23 protein-coding genes are annotated in these 23,907 nt (G+C 61.8%); 13 read left to right on the top strand and 10 right to left on the bottom strand.

The annotated features are described in order from the left end of the window. Positions 1 to 49: 49 nt before the first annotated feature. The 4 genes from WH87_RS06370 to WH87_RS06355 form a co-directional block, all read right to left on the bottom strand. Positions 50 to 367 carry a hypothetical protein gene (locus tag WH87_RS06370; protein WP_046138017.1) on the bottom strand — a complete coding sequence of 106 codons (318 nt, stop codon included), beginning with the start codon at positions 365 to 367 and terminating at the stop codon, positions 50 to 52. A gap of 65 nt (positions 368 to 432) precedes the next feature. After that, the gene (locus WH87_RS06365) at positions 433 to 711 is read right to left on the bottom strand and encodes a DUF6894 family protein (RefSeq protein ID WP_046138018.1); all 279 of its coding nucleotides are present in this window, start codon (positions 709 to 711) and stop codon (positions 433 to 435) included. Positions 712 to 802: 91 nt separating this feature from the next. Then, positions 803 to 1,339, bottom strand: a complete 537-nt coding sequence (locus WH87_RS06360) for a flavin reductase family protein (protein WP_052726266.1) — start codon at positions 1,337 to 1,339, stop codon at positions 803 to 805. A 130-nt stretch (positions 1,340 to 1,469) separates the two neighbouring features. Then, on the bottom strand, positions 1,470 to 2,072 hold the full coding sequence (locus tag WH87_RS06355) for a superoxide dismutase (RefSeq protein WP_046138019.1): 603 nt from the start codon (positions 2,070 to 2,072) through the stop codon (positions 1,470 to 1,472). A 102-nt stretch (positions 2,073 to 2,174) separates the two neighbouring features. Between WH87_RS06355 and WH87_RS06350 the strand changes: the two genes are divergently transcribed. The 12 genes from WH87_RS06350 to WH87_RS06295 all read left to right on the top strand — a co-directional run bounded on the left by WH87_RS06350 (position 2,175) and on the right by WH87_RS06295 (position 14,953). Beyond that, complete coding sequence (locus WH87_RS06350; RefSeq protein ID WP_046138020.1) at positions 2,175 to 2,843, top strand: helix-turn-helix transcriptional regulator; 669 nt, start codon at positions 2,175 to 2,177, stop codon at positions 2,841 to 2,843. Beyond that, positions 2,840 to 3,331, top strand: a complete 492-nt coding sequence (locus tag WH87_RS06345) for a group III truncated hemoglobin (protein WP_407060025.1) — start codon at positions 2,840 to 2,842, stop codon at positions 3,329 to 3,331. Before WH87_RS06350 ends, WH87_RS06345 begins: the two co-directional genes overlap by 4 nt. A 262-nt stretch (positions 3,332 to 3,593) precedes the next feature. Beyond that, positions 3,594 to 4,463, top strand: coding sequence for a sulfate ABC transporter permease subunit CysT (gene cysT, locus WH87_RS06340; RefSeq protein WP_046138021.1), 870 nt, complete (start codon positions 3,594 to 3,596; stop codon positions 4,461 to 4,463). Continuing rightward, entirely contained in the window at positions 4,453 to 5,322 is an 870-nt protein-coding gene (gene cysW / locus WH87_RS06335) for a sulfate ABC transporter permease subunit CysW (RefSeq protein WP_046138022.1), read from the top strand. The genes cysT and cysW overlap by 11 nt, the downstream gene beginning before the upstream one ends. A 17-nt stretch (positions 5,323 to 5,339) precedes the next feature. Further along, positions 5,340 to 6,374, top strand: coding sequence for a sulfate/molybdate ABC transporter ATP-binding protein (locus tag WH87_RS06330; RefSeq protein WP_046138023.1), 1,035 nt, complete (start codon positions 5,340 to 5,342; stop codon positions 6,372 to 6,374). Between the two features lie 83 nt (positions 6,375 to 6,457). Next, positions 6,458 to 8,080, top strand: coding sequence for a tetratricopeptide repeat-containing diguanylate cyclase (locus WH87_RS06325; protein ID WP_046138024.1), 1,623 nt, complete (start codon positions 6,458 to 6,460; stop codon positions 8,078 to 8,080). Continuing rightward, positions 8,077 to 8,577 carry a hypothetical protein gene (locus tag WH87_RS06320; protein ID WP_046138025.1) on the top strand — a complete coding sequence of 167 codons (501 nt, stop codon included), beginning with the start codon at positions 8,077 to 8,079 and terminating at the stop codon, positions 8,575 to 8,577. Before WH87_RS06325 ends, WH87_RS06320 begins: the two co-directional genes overlap by 4 nt. Before the next feature lie 244 nt (positions 8,578 to 8,821). Next, a complete protein-coding gene (locus WH87_RS06315; RefSeq protein ID WP_156458128.1) occupies positions 8,822 to 9,751 on the top strand; it encodes an ABC transporter permease in 930 nt (309 codons plus the stop codon). Beyond that, on the top strand, positions 9,748 to 10,920 hold the full coding sequence (locus WH87_RS06310) for an ABC transporter permease (RefSeq protein WP_052726267.1): 1,173 nt from the start codon (positions 9,748 to 9,750) through the stop codon (positions 10,918 to 10,920). Before WH87_RS06315 ends, WH87_RS06310 begins: the two co-directional genes overlap by 4 nt. After that, positions 10,917 to 11,921 (top strand): ABC transporter ATP-binding protein, encoded by a 1,005-nt coding sequence (locus WH87_RS06305; RefSeq protein WP_046138026.1) that lies wholly within the window; start codon positions 10,917 to 10,919, stop codon positions 11,919 to 11,921. Before WH87_RS06310 ends, WH87_RS06305 begins: the two co-directional genes overlap by 4 nt. A gap of 251 nt (positions 11,922 to 12,172) precedes the next feature. Continuing rightward, entirely contained in the window at positions 12,173 to 13,204 is a 1,032-nt protein-coding gene (locus WH87_RS06300; RefSeq protein ID WP_046138027.1) for an ABC transporter ATP-binding protein, read from the top strand. A gap of 165 nt (positions 13,205 to 13,369) precedes the next feature. Further along, on the top strand, positions 13,370 to 14,953 hold the full coding sequence (locus tag WH87_RS06295; RefSeq protein WP_046138028.1) for a peptide ABC transporter substrate-binding protein: 1,584 nt from the start codon (positions 13,370 to 13,372) through the stop codon (positions 14,951 to 14,953). Positions 14,954 to 15,160: 207 nt separating this feature from the next. On the opposite strand, the gene WH87_RS06290 is transcribed toward WH87_RS06295, so the two are convergent. Next, positions 15,161 to 15,628, bottom strand: a complete 468-nt coding sequence (locus tag WH87_RS06290) for an Lrp/AsnC family transcriptional regulator (protein WP_046138029.1) — start codon at positions 15,626 to 15,628, stop codon at positions 15,161 to 15,163. A 268-nt stretch (positions 15,629 to 15,896) separates the two neighbouring features. Here WH87_RS06290 and putA point away from each other — a divergent pair, with 268 nt between their 5' ends. Beyond that, the gene (gene putA / locus WH87_RS06280; RefSeq protein WP_046138031.1) at positions 15,897 to 19,274 is read left to right on the top strand and encodes a bifunctional proline dehydrogenase/L-glutamate gamma-semialdehyde dehydrogenase PutA; all 3,378 of its coding nucleotides are present in this window, start codon (positions 15,897 to 15,899) and stop codon (positions 19,272 to 19,274) included. A 363-nt stretch (positions 19,275 to 19,637) separates the two neighbouring features. Here putA and WH87_RS06275 read toward each other — a convergent pair whose 3' ends face one another. The 5 genes from WH87_RS06275 to WH87_RS06255 all read right to left on the bottom strand — a co-directional run bounded on the left by WH87_RS06275 (position 19,638) and on the right by WH87_RS06255 (position 23,840). After that, the gene (locus WH87_RS06275) at positions 19,638 to 20,132 is read right to left on the bottom strand and encodes a GAF domain-containing protein (RefSeq protein WP_046138032.1); all 495 of its coding nucleotides are present in this window, start codon (positions 20,130 to 20,132) and stop codon (positions 19,638 to 19,640) included. A gap of 168 nt (positions 20,133 to 20,300) precedes the next feature. Continuing rightward, positions 20,301 to 21,038, bottom strand: coding sequence for an ABC transporter ATP-binding protein (locus tag WH87_RS06270; RefSeq protein WP_046138033.1), 738 nt, complete (start codon positions 21,036 to 21,038; stop codon positions 20,301 to 20,303). Then, on the bottom strand, positions 21,035 to 21,868 hold the full coding sequence (locus tag WH87_RS06265; protein ID WP_197410737.1) for an ABC transporter ATP-binding protein: 834 nt from the start codon (positions 21,866 to 21,868) through the stop codon (positions 21,035 to 21,037). The genes WH87_RS06270 and WH87_RS06265 overlap by 4 nt, the downstream gene beginning before the upstream one ends. Continuing rightward, complete coding sequence (locus WH87_RS06260; RefSeq protein ID WP_197410736.1) at positions 21,868 to 22,767, bottom strand: ABC transporter permease; 900 nt, start codon at positions 22,765 to 22,767, stop codon at positions 21,868 to 21,870. The genes WH87_RS06265 and WH87_RS06260 overlap by 1 nt, the downstream gene beginning before the upstream one ends. Next, positions 22,767 to 23,840 (bottom strand): ABC transporter permease, encoded by a 1,074-nt coding sequence (locus tag WH87_RS06255; protein ID WP_407060024.1) that lies wholly within the window; start codon positions 23,838 to 23,840, stop codon positions 22,767 to 22,769. The genes WH87_RS06260 and WH87_RS06255 overlap by 1 nt, the downstream gene beginning before the upstream one ends. Between the last annotated feature and the right edge of the window lie 67 nt (positions 23,841 to 23,907).

The raw sequence follows: 23,907 nt of genomic DNA, 5'->3' as shown, positions 1-23,907 counted from the left end.
TCCCTTGCAAGACGTATGCCGGCCCACGGGCCGGCATTTTCTATTCAGGTCAGTCGGTGACGACGATTGTGTTGCCTTTGCAGAGATTGACGTCGGCATCGAGCTCTTTGCCATTGGCCATGCCGATATAGACGCGCACGAGCCTGCACTTGTCGACGTCGACGGCGAACCGTCCCTTCGTCCCCGGCGCGATATCACCCGTGTTACCGAGATTGTCCTCCACGGCGTCGCCATCCGCGTCCACCGGGTATGTATTGACCCGATCAACCGCCTGACTGGCGCGGTTGTCGATGGTGATGCTGTAATCATTGGCGAGGGCGGGCAGGGCGAGACAGCACAACGCTGCGGCAGCAAATGCACGGATCATCGGAATGGCCGGGGTTAGGATGATGCTGCGACAGAGTGCTGCCGAACCCCAAAGCGCGCAAGCGCTCAATGCAGGGTCGATGGTTCCACGGGCTCTGCCGGACCGTCGCCCACTTTCGGGCCAGCCCAGAAAACTACATATAGCAGCTCTTCGCCCTTGGCGTCGGTGATCTCGATGGAGCGGGGCAGGCGGGTATCGCCGCCTGTGCTGGCGGCACGATCAACGATCGCCTTGCCCAGTTCCGCGGCGTTGTGCTCCGCTGCGTCCAAGTCTGGCAATTCGCTGCCGTCCGTATCGCGGATCAGCTCATCATCGGTGCGGTAATGAAAATAGTACCGGGGCAATCGTGCCTCCCTCTAGGGAGAAACGCCGGGGGCGGTTGAGGGTTGCCGCCCCGGCCAAATCGATTGCGCCAGCTTGTCACCAAGTGGCGGCTCAGTCGAGCCCAGTCACGGTATGATAGGCATGCCGCTGCCAGATAAGTGGCGGACGCGTCGAAGATTCTACCTCGATAATCGCCCCGGCAAACAGCACATGCGTGCCCGTTTCGATGGAGCCGATGACTTCACAATCCAGTGTCGTCATGGCGTCCAAGAGATGGGGATTGCCGGATGGCCAACGGTCCCACTCGCCAAAGCTGAACCGGTCCACCGGATCGCGGCGACCGGCAAACGCATCGGCCACATCGTGCTGATCGCTTGCCAGCATCGCCAGCGAAAACCCACCCGTCTTGGCGATCAGGTCGGCGAGGCGGCTCATGATATCGATGGATACCAGGATGGCGGGTGGCGTGCGCGACAGCGACATGACCGAAGTTGCCGTGCGGCCAACCACTTCATCGCCGCGTCGCGCGGTGACAACGTTGACGGTGGCGGCCATGCCAGCCATTGCCGCGCGGAACTCGGCGTCACCCACTGTGGGGTGCCGTGTGGGCCGCAAGACCATGGCGTCTGGCAAGTCAAAGTCGGGCATAGCTAACGTCACGATCCTTCCCCCGGCAGGTCAACGAACGCGCCGTGGCATTGTTCCGGCAGGCCGCGTGCGACCTGCCTCCAGCTAAACTCTATGCCCGCTTCAAACACGATTTTCTACTCTTGGCCGATTAACCGAGGTTCGCTTCAGCGAATTCGTAGTTCGCCAGCTTGTCGAGGAAGTTGGTCACGTAGTCTGGGCGGCGATTGCGGAAATCGACGTAGTAGGAGTGTTCCCACACGTCGAGGCCGAGCAGCGGCTTGCCTTCACCTGTTGCCAGTGGGTTCGAGCCATTTGGCGTCTTGGTGACCTTGAGCTTGCCATCGGTGCCCAGCACCAGCCATGCCCAGCCCGAGCCGAACTGCGTGGTTGCAGCGGTCTTGAAGGCATCCTTGAACGCCTCAACGCTGCCGAGATCGGCAATGATCTTGGCTTCGAGCTTGCCACCGAGATTGCCGCCATTGGGCGACAGCGCGTTCCAGAAGTGGATGTGGTTCCAATGCTGGCCGGCATTGTTGAACACCGGTGCGAGGTCTGCCTTGCCATTGGCAAAGGCGATGATGTCTTCCAGCGACTTGCCGGCCAGATCGGCGTTCTTTTCAACGAAGCCGTTGAGCGCCGTCACATAGGCCTGATGGTGCTTGTCGTGGTGCAGTTCCAGCGTTTCCTGGCTCATGCCACGCTCGGCGAGAGCGGCGTGCGAATAGGGCAGGTTGGGCAGGGTGAACGTCATGGGAAGGGTCCTTATCTCAAGGGTTCTGGCGCTGGCACTTGCATTTCGCCATCACGCCGTCTAAATTTCCAAGTGATGACTTTGAAAACCTTGCCGACAAATATGTCAAGCCTGAACTTGGAAAATGCCGATTGGTCGCCACGCAGCCCCGCCGAACGGGTGCTCATGGTGCTCAAGATGCATGGCGCTCTGGGCGCGGCCACCATTGGCAAGCTGCTCGGCACCACCGGCGAAGCGGCTCGCCAGCAATTGGCGCGTCTGGCGGAGGAGGGGCTTGTCTCCGCCACCAGCCAGGCCAACGGCGTCGGTCGCCCGACCCAAAGCTGGGCCCTGACACCCGCCGCGCAGTCGCGCTTTCCCGACACCCATGCCGCACTCACCGTACAACTGCTCGATATCGTTCGCGCGAGTTTGGGCGAAGCGGCGCTCGACACCATCATTGCTGCCCGCGAGGCCGATACCCGCGCCATCTATGAGGCTGCGGTCGATGGTAAGGCCGAGCTGCGCGAGCGTGTGGCTGCGCTGGTCGAGATGCGCACCAATGAGGGCTATATGGCCGACTGGCAGGAGCAGCCCGATGGCAGCCTGCTGCTGGTCGAAAACCATTGCCCGATCTGCGCTGCCGCCACCGCCTGCCAGGGCTTCTGCCGCTCCGAACTCGACGTATTCCGCGCGGTTCTTGGGCCCGATGCCATTGTCGAACGGTCTGAACATATCGTCTCAGGCGCGCGGCGCTGTAGCTACGCCATTCGCGAGGCCGACCCAGCATGAGTGACGACAATCCCCGTCCACCCATCGGCACGCGCCACCAGCGTGTTGGCTGGGAAACGCCCGCGGCGCTCGACGAAGCCATGATCCGCATGGTCGTGGATCGCTTCTATGATGATGCCCGCCGCGATCCAGTGATCGGGCCGGTGTTCAATCGCATCATCGCGCCAGAAGCCTGGCCGCATCATTTGGCCACCATCGCCGATTTCTGGAGTTCCATGTTGCTCGGCACTGGCCGCTATGCCGGTCGCCCCATGCCCAAGCACATGGCGATCCCAGAACTCTCCGACGCCCACTTCATGCGCTGGCTGGCCCTGTTCCGCCGTACCGCCGAAGACGTTTGTCCGCCCGATATCGCGGCCTTGTTCGTCGAACGCTCAGAGCGCATCGGCAACAGCTTCCGCATGAACATCGCCATGCGGCGCGGCGCCGATATCAAGGATATGGGACCGCTGGAACGCGAGACCCCGCTTTGGACCCCACCAAAGTAAGTGGGGCCAATCGCCAGCGTGGATGAATAGCGGCAAGTCTAACGACTGCATTATTCTCATCTAGCGCCATCAAAGGCTCGATTATCCTGCCGAAATCTCCGCAACGTGCGCGTCAAAGAATATTTTTCCGCGCACTTTGTCGTAAACGCCACGCCTCCATCTTTGAGTTTGCTGGCCATTCCACTAGGGTCTGAGCCGCCGAACCGGGTTGAGAGGTCGACATGAAACGCGCCATCAAAACTGCTGCCAGCAGGGCTGCCGCTTGAGCGCCGCCGTTTCGCCTGCGCCACGCAAGGGCCTGAGCTTCCGTCAGCCCAGCGTTATTCCGGGCTTCGGCCTGACGCTTGGGTTCACGATCTCCTATTTCTCGCTGATCATCCTGATCCCGCTGATTGCCTTGGCAATTCGCTCGGCGGGTCTTGGCCCTGAGGGGTTCTGGAAGGCCGCTACCGATGCCCGCGTGCTCGGGGCCTTGCGCGTCAGCTTCGTCACTGCGCTGATCGCGGCGGGCATCAATGTCGTCTTCGGCACGCTGATCGCCTGGGTTCTGGTCCGTTATCGCTTCCCCGGTCGCCGCATTTTCGATGCCATCATCGATCTGCCCTTCGCGCTGCCCACCGCCGTTGCCGGTATCGCCCTGACCGCAATCTATGCGCCGAGCGGAGCCATTGGCGCTATCTTTGCGCCCATCGGCTGGCGCATCGCCTACACTCCCGTTGGCATTGTCATCGCGATGATCTTCATCGGTCTGCCCTTCGTTGTGCGCACCATCCAGCCCATTCTCGAGGAAGTGAGCAACGAGGTCGAAGAGGCGAGCGCCACCCTCGGCGCCAGCCGCTTCCAGACCATCACCAAGGTGATCCTGCCCAGCCTCACCCCAGCCATTCTCACCGGCTTCGCGCTGGCCTTTGCCCGCGGCGTCGGTGAATACGGCTCGATCATCTTCATCGCCGGCAACATTCCCTTCGTCTCGGAAATCGCGCCGCTGCTGATCTACATTCGCCTGCAGGAATTCAACTATGTCGGCGCCAGCGTCATCGCCACGGTGATGCTGCTGATCTCCTTCGCCATGCTGTTCGCCATCAACCTGATCCAGGCCTGGTCGCGCCGGAGGTACGGTTATGGCCACTAAGCTCCGCGCCCGCACCCATCGCCGCATCTCGCCCACCAGCGAAAGCCGTCTGGTTCAGTGGATTCTGATCGGCATTGCCTTTGTCTTCATGGCGATCATCCTGCTGATGCCGCTCTATGCGGTGTTCCACGAAGCCCTTGCCAAGGGGCTCAACACCTTCTTTGCTGCGCTCGTCGAAAAGGACGCGCAGGCTGCCATCCGGCTGACCCTGTTGGTGGCCGCCATCGCCGTGCCGCTCAATGTGGTGTTTGGCCTTGCCGCCTCATGGGCCATCGCCAAGTTCGAGTTCAAAGGCAAGGCCTTCCTCATCACCCTGATCGACCTGCCGTTCTCGGTCAGCCCGGTCATTTCGGGTCTGGTCTATGTGCTGCTGTTCGGGGCAGGGAGCTTCCTCGGTCCGTTCCTCAAGTCCTACGGCATCGAAGTGCTGTTCGCGCTGCCCGGCATTGTGCTGGCGACCATTTTCGTCACCTTCCCCTTTGTGGCGCGTGAGCTGATCCCGCTGATGCAGGATCAGGGCACGGGCGACGAGGAAGCCGCGCTCTCGCTCGGTGCCAATGGCTGGCAGACCTTCTGGCGCGTCACGCTCCCCAATATCAAATGGGGCCTGCTCTACGGCGTGCTGTTGTGCAATGCCCGCGCCATGGGCGAGTTCGGCGCCGTCGCGGTTGTCTCTGGCAAAATCCGCGGTCAGACCACCACCATGCCTTTGCAGGTGGAAATGCTCTACAACGAATATAACGCCACGGCGGCATTCGCCCTGGCCTCGCTGCTGGCCTTGCTCGCACTGGTCACGCTCGTCTTGAAAAGCGCCCTCGAATGGCGCTACGGCGACGAAATCGCCGCGTCTGGCAAGTAACTGGAGACTTGGGGCCTATGGAAGTTCGCGTTGCCAATGTGCGCAAGGAGTTTGACCGCTTTCCTGCGCTGCACGATGTATCGCTCGATATTCGCTCGGGCGAACTGATCGCGCTGCTTGGCCCCTCCGGCTCTGGCAAGACCACGCTGCTGCGCCTGATCGCCGGGCTGGAAATGCCCACCGCCGGCAAGATTTTCTTCGGCGATACAGACGCGTCCGAAAAGACCGTCCAGGAGCGCAATATCGGCTTTGTGTTCCAGCACTATGCCCTGTTCCGCCACATGACGATCCTCGAGAACGTCTCGTTCGGCCTCAAGGTCCGCCCACGCTCCAGCCGCCCACCTGCTGGCGAAATTCGCCGCCGAGCCATGGAATTGCTCGATCTGGTCCAGCTCTCGGGCCTCGAAAAGCGTTATCCCAATCAGCTTTCCGGCGGCCAGCGTCAGCGCGTTGCGCTGGCCCGTGCGCTCGCCATCGAGCCCGCCGTGCTGCTGCTCGACGAACCCTTTGGCGCGCTTGATGCGCAGGTCCGCCGCGAATTGCGCAAATGGCTCCGTGAAATCCATGATCGCACCGGCCACACCACGGTTTTCGTCACCCACGATCAGGAAGAAGCGCTCGAACTCTCCGACCGCCTCTGCGTCATGAGCCAGGGCAAGATCGAACAGGTCGGCACGCCCGACACGGTCTATGACCATCCCAGCTCGCCCTTCGTCTTCGGCTTCATCGGTGAATCCAGTGAGTTGCCGGTCACGGTCGAAAACAACGAGCTGTGGATAGGTGGTCGCGCCATTGGCGTGCCTGCTGGCGATACGCCAACCGGCCAGTCCCGCCTGTTCTTCCGTCCGCACGATGTCGATCTGGTCGAGGGCGATGCAGCGCTCGCGGGCGTGGTCACCACCTCGCGCCGTGTCGGTGGCACGCGTCGCGTCGAGCTTGAAATAGGTGGCGATGGCCACCGCGTCGAAATCGATCTGCCCTTCGATCACCCGGCCGGCGAAAAATCCCGCATCGCCTTCCGCCCCCGCCGCTGGACGCTTTTCCCCGCCTAAAACCTGGAAATAACCATAAGCTGTTAGGAATACAGCCCTAGAATCCGCCCACTAAGCATTCACCGGGGCGCAGCACTTCTCTTATGGGCGATCTTGACCAGACTATTGCCGATCGCTTCGTGCGCGGCACTCGCCTGTTGCGGGCGGGGCAGGGCGAGGAGGCGCTGTCCGAGTTTCGCGCCGTCTATGCCTCCGCCGAAGCCACGGGGCATTCGGAACTAATGGCGACGTGCCTCTGCGAGATGTCCTGGGCGTGCTTCCGCCTCGGACAGATCGAGCATGGGCTGGAATGCGCAATGGGGGCCAAATGGCTCTGGGAGCGCGTCGGCAACAAAGCCGAACTGGCGCGCACCCTCGCGGTCAAGGCAACGCTGTTTCTCGATCTTGGCTTTAGCGACGAAGCCTTCGATCTCGCCAATCGGGCGGTCACTCTGGCGGAAAACGCAGACGATGCCACCGCGCTCGCCTTCGCGCTCAATACCAAGGGTCTTGTGCTGGTCCTCTGCCGCGAGGTCGCGCTCGGCATTGAGTTGATCGAGCGCTCGGTCGCCATGGCGCAGGGCAATGGCACAGTCGCCGCAGAGGCATATTATCTGCTCAATCTGGGCTTCGCATTTTCCAAGCGCGAGGAAGCCGCCGACGTTCTTCTTGATCGCGAGCGCGCCAGAATGGACCGCATGAAGGCCGTTGAGCTGAGTGCGCGCGCTGTCGAAAAGGCCGAGCTGAGTGGTGACTTCTGGACCATGCGGGTGGCGCTGTGCAACAGCGCCGAATTCCTTGGGGTCGAAGGAGAATATGAGGCAGCGCTGGGGTGTCTCGAACGCGCCTGCGCACTGCCGCATAATCCCGGTCCAAGCCTGACCATTCTGCGTCTTTATGTACACGGCGATGTGTTGATGCGGATGGGCGATGGGGCGGAAGCGGAGCTGGTTTTGCTTCAGGCGATGGCGTTGGCGGACGCATCCGGCCAGGTCGATCATCAGGTCAATGCTGCCCGCAAGCTCGCCGAAATCCTCGAGGTCAACGGCAAGGTGCATGAGGCGCTCGCCACGTTCAAGCGCTTCCACGCGCTGCATGTGCGGCAGACAGGTGAACACACCAGCCGACTGGCCCGCATCGAGGAAATTCGCCTCGAAACCGCGCGCCTGCGCAGTCACGCGGCGTTGCTTGCCGGTCAGGCCATGGCCGACCCGCTCACCGGCATCGCCAACCGCCGCAGCTTTGATCAAAACCTTGAGCGCCTCGCTGGCAGTCCGTTTGCCGTGGCTATCGTGGATCTCGACCACTTCAAGGCCGTGAACGATCGCTATTCACACATGGTCGGTGATGTGGTGTTGCAGCGCATTGCGCGCCTGATGGTCGATGTCATTGGCGCGAGCGGCCATGTGGCGCGCCTCGGCGGGGAGGAGTTCGCTCTGGTGCTTCCCGAGGTCCCCGCTGTCGCGGCTTTGCGGATTTGCGATGGCCTGCGGATGGCTGTGGCTGGCTGTGATCTGTCCGATCTGGGCGAGGGGCTGGGCATCACGATCAGTATTGGCTTGTCCGTCGGCACCGGCTATGAGCCCGCGGGCGAATTGATGCAGCTTGCCGACACTCGCCTCTACCGAGCCAAGGCGAATGGTCGCGATTGCGTGGTGGATGGCGATAGCGCCGTGGCGCCTCAGTCCGCTGACCGCACTCTCGAAGAGAATCGACTTTCAGCATGACCGACCACGCCGCTGCCTTCCGCACCTTTGAAGAAAAGCTCGCCCGTTTTACCGATCCGGCAGAAACCGGCGCGGCGCTGCATGAACTGACCCAGGCGGTCATCGGCGTGCGCCTGTTCACGCTGACCGCCATCAACATGGCGGCCGGTCACGTCCGCCGCGTCTATACCAGCCATCCGGAAGTCTATCCGCTGCTGGGGACCAAGCCGATCATCATCGACGACTGGTTCCGCTCCATGCAGACGGACCGCACCATCAGCGCCATCAACACAGCGGCCGAGATGGAAGGCAACTTCCCCGATCTCACGCTGATCCGCTCGCTCGGTTGTGATTCTTCGATCAGCATTCCGGTCATGGCGGGCAATGACCTGCTCGGCACCATCAACGCGCTCGACGTCGAAGGCCAGTATCCGGCAGAAGCCATCGAAAAGGCCGCAGACCTGATCGTTCCAGCCGTGGCCGTGTTCCTGATCCTGCGGAACCATTTCGAACTCTGATCGACCGCTGGTGTGGGGCAGGGCGCTACAATTTCCAGTTTCGGTTAATCCCCGCGAGCGCACTGCTTGCGGGGTTTTGCGTCGTTTAACGGTCACAATTGATCAAATCCGCTGCATTTCCGGGGTGTAAAAAATCCCGATGCACTTGCAGTAAAAAAATTTTAGTGCTGCTATAGAAAATTATGTCAGACATTTGCGGCTGACGTTTATGGCCGTTTGACCCCATTTGGGGAGGTGTCGCTTCTTGCCTACCTATATTTTACAACGCCTTGGCATGATGCTGCTGACCCTGTGGGCCATCGTCACGCTCACGTTCTTCCTGATGCACGCCGTTCCGGGTGGTCCCTTCGTATCTGAAAAGATGCTGGCGCCCGAGATTCAGGCCGCGCTCAACGCCAAATACGGCCTCGATCAGCCGATCTGGGCGCAGTACATCACCTATCTCAAGGGCATTCTGACCCTCGATCTGGGCCCCTCGTTCAAATATCCGGGCGTGTCGGTCAACAAGATGATCGCCGACGGTCTGCCCGTCACCATGCGCACCGGCCTGCTGGCTGTGATTGCCGTGGTCGCGCTCGGCGTGCCGCTGGGTATCATTGCCGCGCTCAACCGCAATAAGTGGCCTGACACCACAGTCATGCTGATCGCCACCATCGGCGTCGCGATCCCCAGCTACGTCATCGCCACCGTGATGCTCTATGTGTTCGCGCTGCGCCTCGGCTGGGTGCCAACCTTTGGGCTGGATAACTGGCGCGGCTATATCCTGCCGGTGTTCGCGCTGTCCGGGTTCTGGGTCAGCTTCGTGGCGCGCCTGACGCGCTCGTCGCTGCTCGAAACCTTCGAGCAGGATTACATGACAACTGCGCGCGCCAAGGGGCTTCGCCCCGGCCAGGTGCTGTTCAAGCATGGCCTGCGCAATTCGCTGGTGCCCGTGGTGACCGTGCTTGGTCCCGTGGTCGCCAACCTCATCACCGGCTCCTTCGTCATCGAGCAGATTTTCGCGCTGCCCGGCATTGGCCGTCAGTTCGTGCTCTCGATCACCAACCGCGATTACACCGCCATTATGGGCATCACCATTTTCTACGCCGCCGCCCTTATGGTGATGATCCTCATCGTTGATCTGCTCTATGCCGTGCTCGATCCGCGCATCAAGCTGTCGGAGGCGTCCGCATGAGCGACATCTCACCCAACATGTGGGAAAAGCTCCCGCAGGACGAAGCCGTGGCCGTCAAGTCCGCGCCAAGTCTCACCTATTGGCAGGATGCGCGTCGGCGCCTGTGGGCCAACAAGCCCGCCGTGGTGTCCATTGGTTTCATCATCCTGCTGATCCTGGGCGCCATTTTCGGCCCGTTCTTCAGCCCCTATTCCTATTCGGACCAGAACCTGAAGCTGGCCAATATACCGCCCGCCTTCGACACCTATGCGGTGACGGACGGGGAGGGGAACACCACGCGCTTCTTCCTCAACGCATCCAACTTCAATCTCTATGAAGTCGATGCTAGCGGCCATGTGCTGGGCATCATGCGCGGCGAGCGCAAGGACATGCTGAAAAAGCAGCAGCCCTTCGAGATCGCGGGCCAGGCCATCACACTCGACTATGCCAAGCTGCCCGCCCGCATCCTCAGCGCAGACGGCACCGAGCTGCGCACCTCGGGCTGGTCGTGGAACATGACCTATCTGTTCGGCACCGATCAGCTGGGCCGCGACGTGCTGGTCCGCCAACTGTTCGGCGCGCGCATTTCGCTCACCGTCGCCTTTGTCGCCACGCTGGTGAACTTCTTCATCGGCATCTTTTATGGCGGCATTGCCGGCTATATGGGCGGCAAGACCGACGCCATCATGATGCGTATCGTCGAGATCATCTCCACGGTCCCACTCACGCTCTACGTCGTGCTGCTCATGGTGGTGTTCGACAGTGGATTGCTGTCCATCATCATCGCCATCGGCTCAGTGTTCTGGGTGGATATGGCGCGTATCGTGCGCGGCCAGATCCTCTCGCTCAAGCAACAGGATTACGTCGCCGCTGCCCGCACCATGGGCGCCAGCACGCCGCGCATTCTCACGCGTCACCTGCTGCCCAACGCGATCGGCCCGATTATCATCACGCTGACCATGCTGATCCCGTCGGCCATTTTCATCGAGAGCTTCATGAGCTTCATCGGCCTTGGCGTTACTCCGCCGCTGGCCAGCTGGGGCACGCTGACCTCCGAGGCTGTCGAAACCCTGCGCGCTTACCCGCACCAGCTCTTCTTCCCCGCCGCCGCCATTTCGCTCACCATGTTCGCCTTCAATTTCCTTGGCGATGGCCTGCGCGACGCGCTCGATCCACGGTTCCGTAAATGAGTGCTCCCGTCCTTTCCGTCCGCGATCTCAAAACCTCGTTCTTCTCCCAGCGCGGCGAAGTTCAGGCTGTGCGCGGCGTCAGCTTCGATGTTCACCCCGGCGAAATCCTCGGCATTGTCGGGGAATCCGGCTCGGGTAAGTCCATCACCTGCATGTCCATCCTGCGCCTGCTCAAGTCCACGGGCCGCATCATGGGCGGCTCGGCCAATTTCGATGGCCAAGATTTGATGGCGCTCGATCAGGGCGATCTGCGTGACATTCGCGGCAACAAGATCGGCATGATCTTTCAGGACCCGATGACCTCGCTGAACCCCACCCTGTCGGTGGGCGAGCAGGTCATGGAAACCATCCTGCGCCACCGCAAGGCGACGCGGGCCGAGGCCCGTGCCCGCGCCATCGAACTGTTCGAGCTGGTGCGCATTCCCTCGGCTGCCGAGCGGCTCAAGTCCTATCCGCACGAGTTTTCCGGCGGTATGCGCCAGCGCGTCATGATCGCCATTGCGCTCGCGTGCGATCCCAAACTGCTGATTGCGGACGAGCCAACCACCGCGCTCGATGTGACCATCCAGCGCCAGATCCTGCTGTTGCTCAAGGACCTGCAAAAGCGCCTTGGCATGGCTGTGATCCTGATTACCCACGACCTCGGCGTCATTGCCGAAGTCACCGACCGCATCGTCGTCATGTATGGCGGCCTCGTGATGGAAACCGGCCCGGTCCACGATCTGTTCGCCACGCCAAAGCATCCCTATACCCAGGGTCTGCTGGCCTCGGTGCCCGATCTGCGCGATGACACCCATCGCCGCCTGACGCCCATTCCCGGATCCCCGCCAGATATGGCCCATCCGCCCGAAGGCTGCCCGTTCACCGCGCGCTGCCCGCATGCCATGCAGCAGTGCCAGGCCGCCCTCCCGCCCGTATTTGGCGAAGGGCAGGGCGCCCGCTGCTGGCTCCACCACCCCGATGCCCCCAAAGTTGCTGGCGTCAATGAGGTGGCAGCGTGATCTCGGGTTTTGGGTTACGGGCGAGCACCACTCGTTTGAGTGTTGCAGCGAGACCTATTGCTCCCAGTGATGTGAGCGCACAGACGGCGAGATACAGCCACATTGAAGTCAGGGCGTCCGAGCATTGGAAGGCGTCGGGACAAATCGACCGAGTTTCCGAGATGAGCGAAAGTCCGAGAAGACCAGACAACGACGCAATAGTTATGGCTGCTACCAGTGCAATGACCATTATTGTGACAAGGAAGTAGCGCATGTCTGAACCTTACAGCAGCCTGCCGACACCGGGCAAGGTGAGCGAAGCGCCCCTCGTTTCCGTCCGGAACCTGCACAAACATTTCACCGTGGGCCGCAACCTGTTCGGCCCCAAGCCGACCCTGCGCGCTGTTGATGGTGTCGACCTCGATATCTATCCCGGCGAAACGCTGGGTCTTGTCGGGGAGTCCGGCTGTGGCAAGTCCACGCTGGCCCGCACGCTGATCCGTCTTTACCAGCCGACCTCCGGCGAGATGCTGTTCGACGGCACCGACGTCGCCAAGGCCGACGAGCGGGCGCTTGTGCCGTTCCGTCGCCGCGTGCAGATGATTTTTCAGGACCCCTATGCGTCGCTGAATGGTCGCATGACCGTCCGCGATCTCATCGCCGAGCCGCTGGAAATCGCCAAGATCGGCACGCCGGAATCCCGCACAGAGAAAGTGCATGAGCTGCTGGCCCGCGTGGGTCTGCATCGCGACCATGCCAACCGCTTCGCCCACGAATTCTCCGGTGGCCAGCGCCAGCGTATCGGCATTGCCCGCGCCATCGCGCTGGAGCCCGATCTGGTCATCTGCGACGAGCCGATTTCTGCGCTAGACGTGTCGGTGCAGGCGCAGGTCGTTAACATGCTCGAGGATCTGCAGGACCAGCTGGGCCTGACCTACCTCTTCATCACGCATGACCTATCCATGGTGCGCCACATCTCCGACCGTATCGGGGTGATGTATCTGGGCAAGATCGTCGAGTTGGCCTCCAACACCGATCTTTATCGGCGTCCGAGCCACCCCTATACGCAAGCGCTGCTGGCCTCCATTCCCGTGCCCGATCCAACGGCAACGCGTCCGTCCGAGCCGATGCGCGGTGAAATCCCCAGCCCGATGCACATCCCCACCGGTTGCCGCTTCCGCACCCGTTGCCCCATGGCCACCGAGCTGTGCGCCAGCACCGAGCCGGCTTTGAAGGATATCGGTGGCGGTCACCTCGCCGCTTGCCACTATGCGGGGGATGCGGTGACGCCACGGGCAGCATAGGTTGCCCAATTATGGACCACCCGGACAAGCCGGGTGGTGACGTCCCGGGCAACGTCCTGGAACGCCAAACGCTCTCCATCGTCATTGCCCGGCTCGTCCGGGCAATCCAGCGATGGTGCAAATGAATAACAAGGGACACTAAATGTCCAAACCAGGAGAGAAAGCATGACGAAGCATTTTCTGCCACTGCTCGCAGCGGCATTCCTTGCCTCCACCGCCGGCGCGTTCGCCGCGGGTGAACTGACCTATGTGGTCAACAATGAATCCGCCCAGTACGATCCCGGCACCACGTCCGAGACTTTTGCTGCGCCAATCATTGGCAACACCTTCGAAGGCCTCGTGCGCTTCGACGCCGAAGGCGAAATCGTGCCAGCCCTGGCCGATAGCTGGGACGTGTCGGAAGACGGCCTGACCTACACGTTCCACCTGCGCGATGCGAAGTGGTCGGACGGCAAGCCAGTGACCGCGCATGATTTCGAATACGCCTGGAAGCGCGTTCTGAACCCAGCGACCGGCGCCAAGAACTCGTCCATGCTGTTCCTGATCGTGGGTGCTGAAGAGGCGTTCAACGCCCCGACAGAAGTTGAAGGCATTGCCATCAAGGCAACCGACGACAAGACCCTGACCTTCACGCTGAAGCAGCGCGTCCCCTACATGATGCAGCTGCTGACCTACACGACCTTCTACCCGGTCCGTGAAGACATCGTTTCGGCCGATCCTGAAGGCTGGACCCGCAATGCGTCGACCTTTATCGGCACCGGTCCATTCCGCGTCACCCAGTTCAACGCTGGTGAATCGGTGGTGTTCGAGAAGAACCCAGAATACTACGACGCTGACGCTGTGCAGCTCGACAAGCTCACCTTCCGCCTGATCCCAGATCCCGCAACGGCTCTGGCCGCTATGGAAGCTGGCGACGTCGATGGCATCGAGTCCGTGCCTTCGCCAGAAATCCCACGCCTGTCGGTTGAGTCCGAGGCATTCATGGTCGTTCCAGCTCTTGGCACCACCTATGCCTTCTTCAACCCGCACCAGGCTCCGCTCGACAACGTCAAGGTTCGTGAAGCCCTCTCGATGGCGATCGACCGCGAAGAAATCGTCGAGTTCGTGCTGCAGTCCGCAGACATCCCGGCCCTGGGCCTCGTTCCTCCGGGCATGATGGTTGCTGGCGAAGACTTCACCGCAGGTCGTGACACCTTCGGTCTGGCGCCAACCGCCGAAGTCGAAGCTGCACAGGCCATGCTGGCTGAGGCTGGCTACCCGAACGGCGAAGGTTTCCCGAACACCGTGTTCGTGACCTACTCCTCTCCGCCAATTGAGAAGCTGCTCGAAGCCATCCAGCAGATGTGGAAGCAGAACCTCAACATCGACGTGAAGATCCAGGCCACCGAGTGGCAGGTGTTCTACCCAGAAGTGCAGAAGGTCGAGTACCAGATCGCGCAGATGGGCTGGGGCGCTGACTATCCGCACCCAATGACCTTCCTCGACAACTTCGTCACCGGTAGCCCGAACAACCTCGCGAACTGGTCCAACGCTGACTATGACGCCGCCATCGAAGCCTCCAAGGCAACGGGCGACGAAAAGGTCTCGCTGGCCGAGATGCGCAAGGCTGAGTCGATCCTGATGAACGAGCACATCATCCTGCCGCAGTACCACCGCAACAGCTACATGATGATGAGCCCCAAGGTTCACGGCTTCTGGCGCTCGTCGCTGAACGTGCCGTACTTCCGTGACGCGATGATCATGGAATAAGCCTGGGTCTATCCCGGACTAACGGGCCTCCCCTTCGCAAGAGGGGGAGGCTTTTTGTTGTCTGAGAGATCGGGGTACCCCCACCTAACCTCCCCCTGATAGGGGGAGGAACAGATCGAGGTTTGGGGCACTATCGGATCAAATCCACCGGCCGGATTCCTCCCCCTTTTCAGGGGGAGGCTAGGAGGGGGTACTCTTCACCACCCCTCACTCCTCATCCCCCTTAACCGCCTCCATCGACACATGCGTCGACGTATGCGCCACATGCGGCAATGCCGAAATCCGCTCCCCCAGAACCTCGCGATAATCCGCGATATCCTTGGTCCGCACCTTGAGCAGATAATCAAAACTCGACGCGATCATATGCGCCTGTTCCACCTCAGGAATGGCCCGCACTGCCTTGTTGAATGCGGCGAGCGCGCTCTTGCGCGTGTCGCTCAGCTTCACCTCGACAAATGCCACATGGGGCAGGCCCAGCCGCTTGGGGTCGATCACCGCGCGATAGCCCAGAATATAGCCCGACTTCTCCAATCGGGTGATCCGCGCCTGGCACGGCGTCTTGCTCAGGTTTACCCGCCGGCTCAATTCCGCCACGCTGATGCGGCCATCCCTAGCAAGTTCATCCAGAATATGCCTATCGATCTGGTCTAATGTCTCGTAGCTGACGGTTTTCATGGTGCTTTGTCTCGGCTGAAGCCATCAACATATCGCTGAACGCGCGTATCCGCCACATAATCAGGCGAAACGCCTGTCAAACTCATGTCATTCTGCCGGCGAATTCTCGCCTGACTTGCAAACTCCACGATGTCGTCCCGGCGCAGGCCGGGATCCATACTGAAGGCAACCCGCATCGACGATCTGCGGATGAAGCACAGCATGGATTCCGGCCTCCGCCGGAATGACTAGGGGTGTTGCGGCTCAGAGCATTAGCCCCAAGAGCGCCATGACCGACATCACCACCGCCCGCCAGTCTCTTCGTGATCGCAACCTTGCCGATGAGGCCCCGCTGGTTCGCCAGCTCATCGCCGATACCGGCCTGTCCGCCGAGGACCGCGTCACCATCTCCGCCCATGCCGAAAAGCTGGTTGAGACCGTGCGCACCGGCAATCGCCTTGGCCTGATGGAGTCCTTCCTCGCTGAATATGGTCTGGCGACCGATGAAGGCGTGGCGCTGATGTCGCTGGCCGAAGCGCTGCTGCGCGTGCCTGATGCTGAGACGGTTGATGCGCTGATCCACGACAAGGTGGGCGGCTCCGATTGGGCTTCGCACTTTGGCGCGTCGTCCAACCAGCTGGTCAACTTCTCCAGCTGGGCCCTGAGCCTCACCGCCGACGTGCTGGGTGACCCCGAGGTCGGCCCCAGGAATGCGCTGCACCGCGCCATTGCCCGCCTCGGCGAGCCTGTCATCCGCACGGCCGTCGGCCAGGCCATGCGCCTGCTCGGTAGCCAGTTCGTCTTCGGCCGCACCATCGACGAAGCCATCGTCAACGCCAAGAAGCCCGAAGCCCTGGGCTATCGCTATTCCTATGACATGCTGGGCGAAGCAGCGCGCACCAGCGCCGACGCCGTCCGCTATTTCGACGCCTATGCCGCTGCTATCGCGAGCCTGGCGCCACACTGCACGGCATCGTCGGTGCGCGACAATCCCGGCATTTCGGTCAAGCTCTCGGCGCTGCATCCGCGCTACGAGTTCGCGCAGCGCGACCGGGTCATGACCGAACTCGTTGATGCGACTCGCAAACTCGTTTTGGCCGCCCGCGCCGCCAATATGGGCTTCAACATTGACGCCGAAGAGGCCGACCGTCTCGAGCTGTCGATGGACATCATCGCTGAAGTCCTCGCCACGCCAGAACTGGCCGGTTGGGATGGCTTCGGCGTCGTGGTTCAGGCCTATGGCAAGCGCGTCCTGCCGCTGATCGATTGGCTCAATGAAACCGCCAAGTCGCTGGATCGCCGCATCATGGTGCGTCTGGTCAAGGGCGCCTATTGGGACGCCGAGATCAAGCGCAGCCAGGTCATGGGTCTGCCCGGCTTCCCGGTGTTCACCCGCAAGTCTTCGACCGATATCAGCTACATCGCCGCTGCGCGTAAGTTGCTGGCCGCGTCCAACATCTATCCCCAATTCGCCTCGCACAATGCGCACACCGCCGCTGCCGTGCTGCACCTTGCTGCAGAAGCCGGGCGCTTTAACGACACCTACGAGTTCCAGCGCCTGCACGGCATGGGTGATCGCCTGCATGAGGTGCTGCGCACCAATCACGGCACCCGTACACGCATCTATGCACCCGTCGGCGCGCATAAGGACCTCTTGGCCTACCTGGTCCGCCGCCTGCTCGAAAACGGCGCCAACGGCTCATTTGTCTACCAGATTGCTGACGAGGACATTCCAGCGTCGGTCGTGGCCGAGGATCCAATCGGCAAGGTGCTGGCTTTGGGCGATGCCATCGCCAATCCGGTCATTCCGGTGCCATCTGCCATCTTCGGCAAGCGCGTCAATTCGGCTGGCCTCGACCTGACCGATCTGGCGACCTTCCCAGCGGTGGATGCTGCGCGCGAGGCTTTCCGTACCCATCAGTGGGCCGCTGCGCCTCTGCTCGCCACCAAGGCCGCACCGCAGCCCGCGACAGAACTGCGTAATCCGGCTGACCACAGCGATCTCATCGGCACCGTGGCCGACGCCAGCCCGGCCGACATTGCTGCTGCAATCTCTGCTGCGGCAGGCTCGGCCTGGCCAGGGACGGCCAAGGGCGATCGCGCTGCCATGCTGCGCGCCACTGCCGACCTCTACGAAGCCAATCTGCCAGAGCTGTTCGCGCTGCTCGCCCGCGAGGCCGGCAAGTCCTGGGCCGACGCCGTGGCCGAAGTCCGCGAAGCCGTCGACTTCCTGCGCTATTACGCCGACGAGGCCGATGGCCAAACGCTGGGCGCTCCCCGCGGCACTTTCTCAGCCATCTCGCCGTGGAACTTCCCGCTGGCCATCTTCACCGGCCAGATCGCGGCGGCCCTCGTGGCGGGTAATCCTGTGCTGGCCAAGCCTGCGCCGCAGACCCCGCTCATCGCCTTCCGCGCTGTTCAGCTGATGCATCAGGCAGGCATCCCCGCCGACGCTATCCAGCTACTGCCGGGCGCTGGCGAGGTCGGCACCGCGCTCACCTCCAACCCGGCTATTGCAGGTGTAGTGTTCACCGGCTCGCTGCCAACCGCCCACCGCATTGACCGCGCCATGGCGGGCAATCTTGCGCCCACAGCGCCGTTGATCGCTGAAACTGGCGGCCTCAATGCCATGATCGTGGACTCCACCGCACTGCCCGAACAGGCCGTGCGCGACATCCTGGCGTCATCGTTCCAGTCGGCGGGCCAGCGCTGCTCCGCCCTGCGCATTCTCTATCTGCAGGAAGACGCCGCCGAGCGCACCATCGAGATGCTCAAGGGCGCGATGGATGAGCTGACCCTAGGCAATCCATGGCATCTCGCCACCGATATCGGCCCCGTCATCGACGAGGCAGCGCGCAAGAAAATCGAGACCTATCTTGAGGTTAATGCCGGCAAGGTGATTCACCGTCTCAAGGCGCCAGAGCAGGGCACATTCGTCGCGCCCACCGTCCTGCGGGTTAAGGGCATTGCTGATCTGCCCGAGGAAATCTTCGGGCCGGTGCTGCACATCGCGACCTTCAAGGCCGACGAACTCGACGCTGTTATCGCTGCGATCAACGCCTCCGGCTACGGCCTGACCTTCGGCATGCACACGCGCATTTCTTCGCGCGTCCGTGCCGTGTCCAGCTCCATCCACGCCGGCAATATCTATATCAACCGCAACCAGATCGGTGCGGTTGTTGGCTCGCAGCCGTTCGGCGGCGAGGGCTTTTCTGGCACCGGCCCAAAGGCGGGCGGTCCACACTATCTGCCCCGCTTCACCCGCGCCCACGGCGCAGTCGACACTGCCCCCCTGGCGCTGCCGGGCCCAACTGGCGAAAGCAACGTCATGCATACTGCGCCGCGCGGCCAAGTGCTCTGCCTCGGCCCAACCCCTGCCGATCAGCAGGCGCAGTCGGTCATGGCGGCCACGCTGGGCAACACGGCGATCCTGGCCGAGCTCGATCTCGATGCGCTGAGCTTTTCCAAGACCTTCGCTGCCGTGGCCTATTTTGCCGATGACGCGAACCTGCGCGCCATCCGTATCGCCCTCAGCGCCCGTGAGGGCGCCATCATACCGCTGCTGACTTCGGAAGATGAAGCCGGTCGCCTTGTCCTCGAACGTCACGTCTGCATCGACACCACCGCCGCTGGCGGCAATGCCAGCCTGATGGCACAGGCTGGATAACAGGGCAGGGCTGTCCGAGTAGACCTCATGGTGAGCCTGTCGAACCACGAGGTCGTGTCGCCAACTCTCCCACCCACTGGGCTGCCCTCGGACTTGATCCGAGGGCCTCTCCCCACCCGTGCCATACTGCGAGTGCCCCTCGGATCAAGTCCGAGGGCAGCACGGTAGGGAGGAGGAACTAGGCAGAGAAGGGGGGATTCCCGCTTTCGCGGGAATGACATCGCGGCGTATCGCAATAGGTGTTCCCCACCCACTGCGTCATTCCCGCGAAAGCGGGAATCTCCCTTACTTCAAGGCCCTCGAAACAAAACACCCCCGGATCATCTCCGGGGGTGTTTTTGCATTGCAGCGATAAACCAGGCTTTAGCCGCGCGCTGCAACCAGTGCCGCCAGCTTGGCTGGGACAGCGATCAGCTCGCGGATCTGGGCGACGCGCTCTGGGGTGTAGTAGCCGTCGACATGCAGCATGTTGACCGTGCCGACCAGCTCACCCTCGATGATCACTGGCAGGTTCACCACCGACTGGCAGCCCAGCGAGTCGATCAGTTCATAGTCAGGGAACACCTTGGCAATGTCGGCAATAGTGTTGGCGATGAAGTACTGGCGATCCTTGTGCACGATGTCGAACCAGGAGTCGTAGCGGATCGGCTTGGTGCCCGAGGTCGGGTAGTTCTTCGCGTCGCTGGTATAGGCGCGGCGCGACACTTCTTCTTCCATGTCCACGGTCATGTAGGTGAACAGCTTGGCGCCCACGGTCGCTTCGGTCAGCGCCTGCAACGCCGCAAATGCCTGCTCAGCGCCCTTGGCCTGGGAGATTGCTGCGTCGAACTGTGCGATAGCGGCAGATTGGTCAGTCATTGTCTCAATGTCCTAAAGTGAAGTCTTCGCGGGGATACCCCCACCTAGCCTCCCCCTGATGAGGGGGAGGATTTTGTCTCGTGGTCTATCTGCGATCCCGCCCCCAACACCGGCAGAGTTCCTCCCCCTATTCAGGGGGAGGCTAGGTGGGGGTACCCTTTTCTCGCCCTAAACTGAAGCGACCGTCGCCGCCATCAGCTCGCGCGAATAGTCCGCCGTCAGTTGACCATGCTTGAGTTGTTCAACACTGGCGACTTCCACGATCCGCCCATGCCGCATCACGGCCAGCCGATCACAGAGGAAGCTCACCACCGGCAGGTTGTGCGTCACCATCAGATAGGTCAGCCCCTGTTCCCGGCGCAGGCGCTTGAGCAGGTTGAGGATTTCCGCCTGCACGCTCACGTCCAGCGCCGAAGTCGGCTCGTCCAGCAGCAGCACCTTGGGCTCCAGCATCAGCGCCCGGGCAATCGCCACGCGTTGGCGCTGACCGCCGGACAGCTGGTGCGGAAAGCGGAAGCGGAAGCGCTGGTCGAGACCAACGGCCTTCAGCATCGCCTCGACCCGTTCGCCGCGATTGCCGATGCCGTGAATGGCAAGCGGCTCGCTCAGCGTCGCGTCGATGGTCTTGCGCGGGTGCAGGGAGCCATAGGGGTCCTGAAACACCATCTGGCACTGCCGCGACACATCGCGGTCAACGCCATGGCTGCGCGCCTTGCCCAGTACCGAGATTTCCCCGGTCCAGTCGGGCGCGAGCCCGGCAATGGCGCGCAGGATCGTGGACTTGCCCGATCCGCTCTCGCCCACCAGTGCAAAGCTCTCGCCATCGGCGATCTCAAGGTTCACCCCATGCACGACCTTGGTGTCGCCATAGGAGATATCGAGGTTTTTCAGACTGATCGTGCTCATGTGCCCGCCCATTGTGTACGGTCCAGCACCGGCAGCTCGTCCCGGTTTTCATTCATTGTCGGCATGGCGGCGAGCAATCCGCGCGTATAGGGATGGCTGGCCTTGTCGAGCTGGCCGGCCGCGCATTCTTCCACCACCGTGCCCGAGTTCATCACCAGGATGCGATCGCAATAGCGGCTGACGAGGTTGAGGTCGTGGCTGATCAGGATCAGCCCCATGCCCTTGCGTGTCACCAGATCGTCGATGATGTCGAGCACCTGCGCCTGCACACTCACGTCCAGCGCCGAAGTCGGCTCGTCGGCGATCAGCAGTTCAGGCTCGGGGATCAGCATCATGGCGATCATGACGCGCTGTCCCATGCCGCCCGAAACCTCGTGCGGATAAAGCCCGGCCACGCGCTTGGGATCGTTGATGCGCACTGCGTCCAGCATGGCCAGAATGCGCTCATTGACCTCACGACGGCCCAGCTTTTCGTGGGTGACGAGAGCCTCGGCAATCTGCTGACCCACGGTCATCACCGGGTTCAGCGAGAACTTGGGGTCCTGCATCACCATCGAGATGCGCGCGCCACGAATGGAGCGCATCTGCTTTTCGTTCTGGCTCAGAATGTCGATGCCGTCGAACGACATGCGGTCGGCCGTCACCAGACCCGGCTTGCGGATCAGCTTGAGAATGGCGCGGCCCGTCATCGACTTGCCCGAACCACTCTCACCCACAATGCCCAGCCGCTCGCGGCCCACGTCAAACGAAATACCCTTGACGACTTCCACCCGTCCGCGATGGGTCGGGAAGCTGACGCGCAGGTTCTTAACTTCCAGCATTGGTGCCATTATTTGCCCTCGCTCTTGGGGTCGAGCACGTCGCGCAGCCCGTCACCGAGGAAGCAGAAACCAAGCGATACAATGATGATCGCAAAGCCCGGCATGGTCGCCACCCACCACTGATCGAGGATGAAGGTACGGCCACGCGAGATCATCGCGCCCCATTCCGGCAGCGGCGGCTGTGCGCCAAGGCCGATAAAGCCCAGGCCGGCCGCCGTCAGGATCACGCCCGCCATATCCAGGGTCACGCGCACGATCATCGAAGATGTGCACAGCGGCAGAATGTGCTGCACGATAATGCGGATCGGACCGGCGCCCTGCAGCCGCACAGCCGAAATGAACTCGGCATGGCGGATGGTCATGGTCTCAGCGCGTGCAATACGCGCATAGGCGGGCCAGGAGGTGATCGCGATCGCGATGATCGCGTTGTTGATGCCAGGCCCAAGCGCCGCCACGAAGGCCAGCGCCAGGATCAGCTTGGGCATCGACAGGAAGATATCGGTGAAGCCCATAAGGATGCGGTCAACCCAGCCACCGAAATAGCCTGCAATCGCACCGATCAGCAGGCCCAGCGGTGCCGAGATCAGCGCCACCAGACCCACGATGGTCAGCGTGATCTGGCTACCCCAGATGACGCGCGAGAAGATATCGCGGCCCAGCTCGTCCGTACCCATCCAGTGCGTGCCTGAAGGTGGGGCAAGACGATTGGCCAGATCCTGCCCAACGGCGGAGTAGGGGGCAATCCAGGGCGCAAAGATCGCGGTCAGGATCAGCACGAGGATAATCACCCCGCCAACCACCGACAGGGGATTGCGCAGCAGCGCCGTGAACACGCGATAGGCGCGGCCCGCATTGGCTTGAAAGCGTGAGCTCGGGGAGTCCTCGAGCAACCAGTCTCTTGTGGTCATCAGCGTGCCCTCGGGTCGAGGACGCGGTACAGCACGTCCGAAATCTTGTTGATGAAAATGAACACGGCGCCAATCACCAGCGTCGAGCCGAGAACGGCATTCATGTCGGCATTGAGCAGACCCGTGGTCAGGTAATTACCGATGCCGGGCCAGGAGAACACGGTTTCGATCATCACCGATCCTTCGAGCAGGCCTGCATAGCTCAGCCCGATGACGGTGATCAGCGGCACCCGGATCGGGTTGAACGCATGGCGCCAGATGACGATGCGCTCAGGCACGCCCTTGACGCGGGCCGTGGTGACGAATTCCTGGTTCAGCTGATCGAGCATGAAGCTGCGCGTCATGCGGGCGATATAGGCGAGGCTGAAGAAGCCAAGCACCGATGCTGGCAGGATCAGATGGCTCACGGCATTCCAGAAAATCTCGTACTCGCCAGCAATGAGGCTGTCGACGAGGATCAGGCCAGTGACCGGGCTGACCAGCCCGTCATAGAACACGTCCAGACGCCCCGGGCCGCCAACCCAGCGCAGCTTGGCGTAGAACAGCGCCAACCCGACCAGGCCCAGCCAGAAGGCGGGCATGGAGTAACCCAGCAGACCCACGACGCGGATGATCTGATCGACCCAGCTGCCCTGACGGCTCGCCGCCAGCACGCCCAAGGGCACGCCAATGATGACGCCGATGATGATGCCGATGGTCGCCATTTCCAGCGTGGCTGGGAAGAAGCGGCTGATGTCGTCGATCACCGGACGGCCGGTGGAGACGGACATGCCGAAATTGCCGGACAGCACATTGCCGACATATTGGACGAATTGAATGTAAAGCGGTTGGTCCAGCCCCATGCTGGCGCGAGCAGCCTCATAGACGGCCTTGCTGGCGCGATCGCCCACCACGGCAAGCACTGGATCAATAGGGATCACGCGGCCGATAAAGAACGTAATCGCCAACAGGCCAAGAAAAGTGAGGAAAACTGTCGCGGCAAAGCCCAAAATGGCCGATATACCGCGTCCCCACCTACGTTTGGTTGGCGAAATTGAGGCAGGGGATATGGTAGTCTGCGGCTCCAGGCTCACCCAAATATTCTCCTACGGAAACAATAGTTTGAGCCAGCAAGATGACTCTCTTGCTGACTGTGAACGT

It is taken from the genome of Devosia epidermidihirudinis (genome assembly GCF_000971295.1).
GTDB lineage: Bacteria > Pseudomonadota > Alphaproteobacteria > Rhizobiales > Devosiaceae > Devosia > Devosia epidermidihirudinis.
This window is presented reverse-complemented; position numbering and strand designations above follow the sequence as displayed.

What these genes read in the sequence shown, in the direction of transcription:
- WH87_RS06260 (WP_197410736.1), bottom strand. Translation starts at nt 22,767, where the DNA reads ATGACCACAAGAGACTGGTTGCTCGAGGACTCCCCGAGCTCACGCTTT.
- putA (WP_046138031.1), top strand. Translation starts at nt 15,897, where the DNA reads ATGACCGACATCACCACCGCCCGCCAGTCTCTTCGTGATCGCAACCTT.
- WH87_RS06320 (WP_046138025.1), top strand. Translation starts at nt 8,077, where the DNA reads ATGACCGACCACGCCGCTGCCTTCCGCACCTTTGAAGAAAAGCTCGCC.
- WH87_RS06370 (WP_046138017.1), bottom strand. Translation starts at nt 367, where the DNA reads ATGATCCGTGCATTTGCTGCCGCAGCGTTGTGCTGTCTCGCCCTGCCC.
- WH87_RS06355 (WP_046138019.1), bottom strand. Translation starts at nt 2,072, where the DNA reads ATGACGTTCACCCTGCCCAACCTGCCCTATTCGCACGCCGCTCTCGCC.
- WH87_RS06305 (WP_046138026.1), top strand. Translation starts at nt 10,917, where the DNA reads ATGAGTGCTCCCGTCCTTTCCGTCCGCGATCTCAAAACCTCGTTCTTC.
- WH87_RS06265 (WP_197410737.1), bottom strand. Translation starts at nt 21,868, where the DNA reads ATGGCACCAATGCTGGAAGTTAAGAACCTGCGCGTCAGCTTCCCGACC.
- WH87_RS06350 (WP_046138020.1), top strand. Translation starts at nt 2,175, where the DNA reads ATGTCAAGCCTGAACTTGGAAAATGCCGATTGGTCGCCACGCAGCCCC.
- WH87_RS06290 (WP_046138029.1), bottom strand. Translation starts at nt 15,628, where the DNA reads ATGAAAACCGTCAGCTACGAGACATTAGACCAGATCGATAGGCATATT.
- WH87_RS06300 (WP_046138027.1), top strand. Translation starts at nt 12,173, where the DNA reads ATGTCTGAACCTTACAGCAGCCTGCCGACACCGGGCAAGGTGAGCGAA.
- WH87_RS06295 (WP_046138028.1), top strand. Translation starts at nt 13,370, where the DNA reads ATGACGAAGCATTTTCTGCCACTGCTCGCAGCGGCATTCCTTGCCTCC.
- WH87_RS06345 (WP_407060025.1), top strand. Translation starts at nt 2,840, where the DNA reads ATGAGTGACGACAATCCCCGTCCACCCATCGGCACGCGCCACCAGCGT.
- WH87_RS06270 (WP_046138033.1), bottom strand. Translation starts at nt 21,038, where the DNA reads ATGAGCACGATCAGTCTGAAAAACCTCGATATCTCCTATGGCGACACC.
- WH87_RS06330 (WP_046138023.1), top strand. Translation starts at nt 5,340, where the DNA reads ATGGAAGTTCGCGTTGCCAATGTGCGCAAGGAGTTTGACCGCTTTCCT.
- cysW (WP_046138022.1), top strand. Translation starts at nt 4,453, where the DNA reads ATGGCCACTAAGCTCCGCGCCCGCACCCATCGCCGCATCTCGCCCACC.
- WH87_RS06360 (WP_052726266.1), bottom strand. Translation starts at nt 1,339, where the DNA reads ATGCCCGACTTTGACTTGCCAGACGCCATGGTCTTGCGGCCCACACGG.
- WH87_RS06325 (WP_046138024.1), top strand. Translation starts at nt 6,458, where the DNA reads ATGGGCGATCTTGACCAGACTATTGCCGATCGCTTCGTGCGCGGCACT.
- WH87_RS06310 (WP_052726267.1), top strand. Translation starts at nt 9,748, where the DNA reads ATGAGCGACATCTCACCCAACATGTGGGAAAAGCTCCCGCAGGACGAA.
- WH87_RS06275 (WP_046138032.1), bottom strand. Translation starts at nt 20,132, where the DNA reads ATGACTGACCAATCTGCCGCTATCGCACAGTTCGACGCAGCAATCTCC.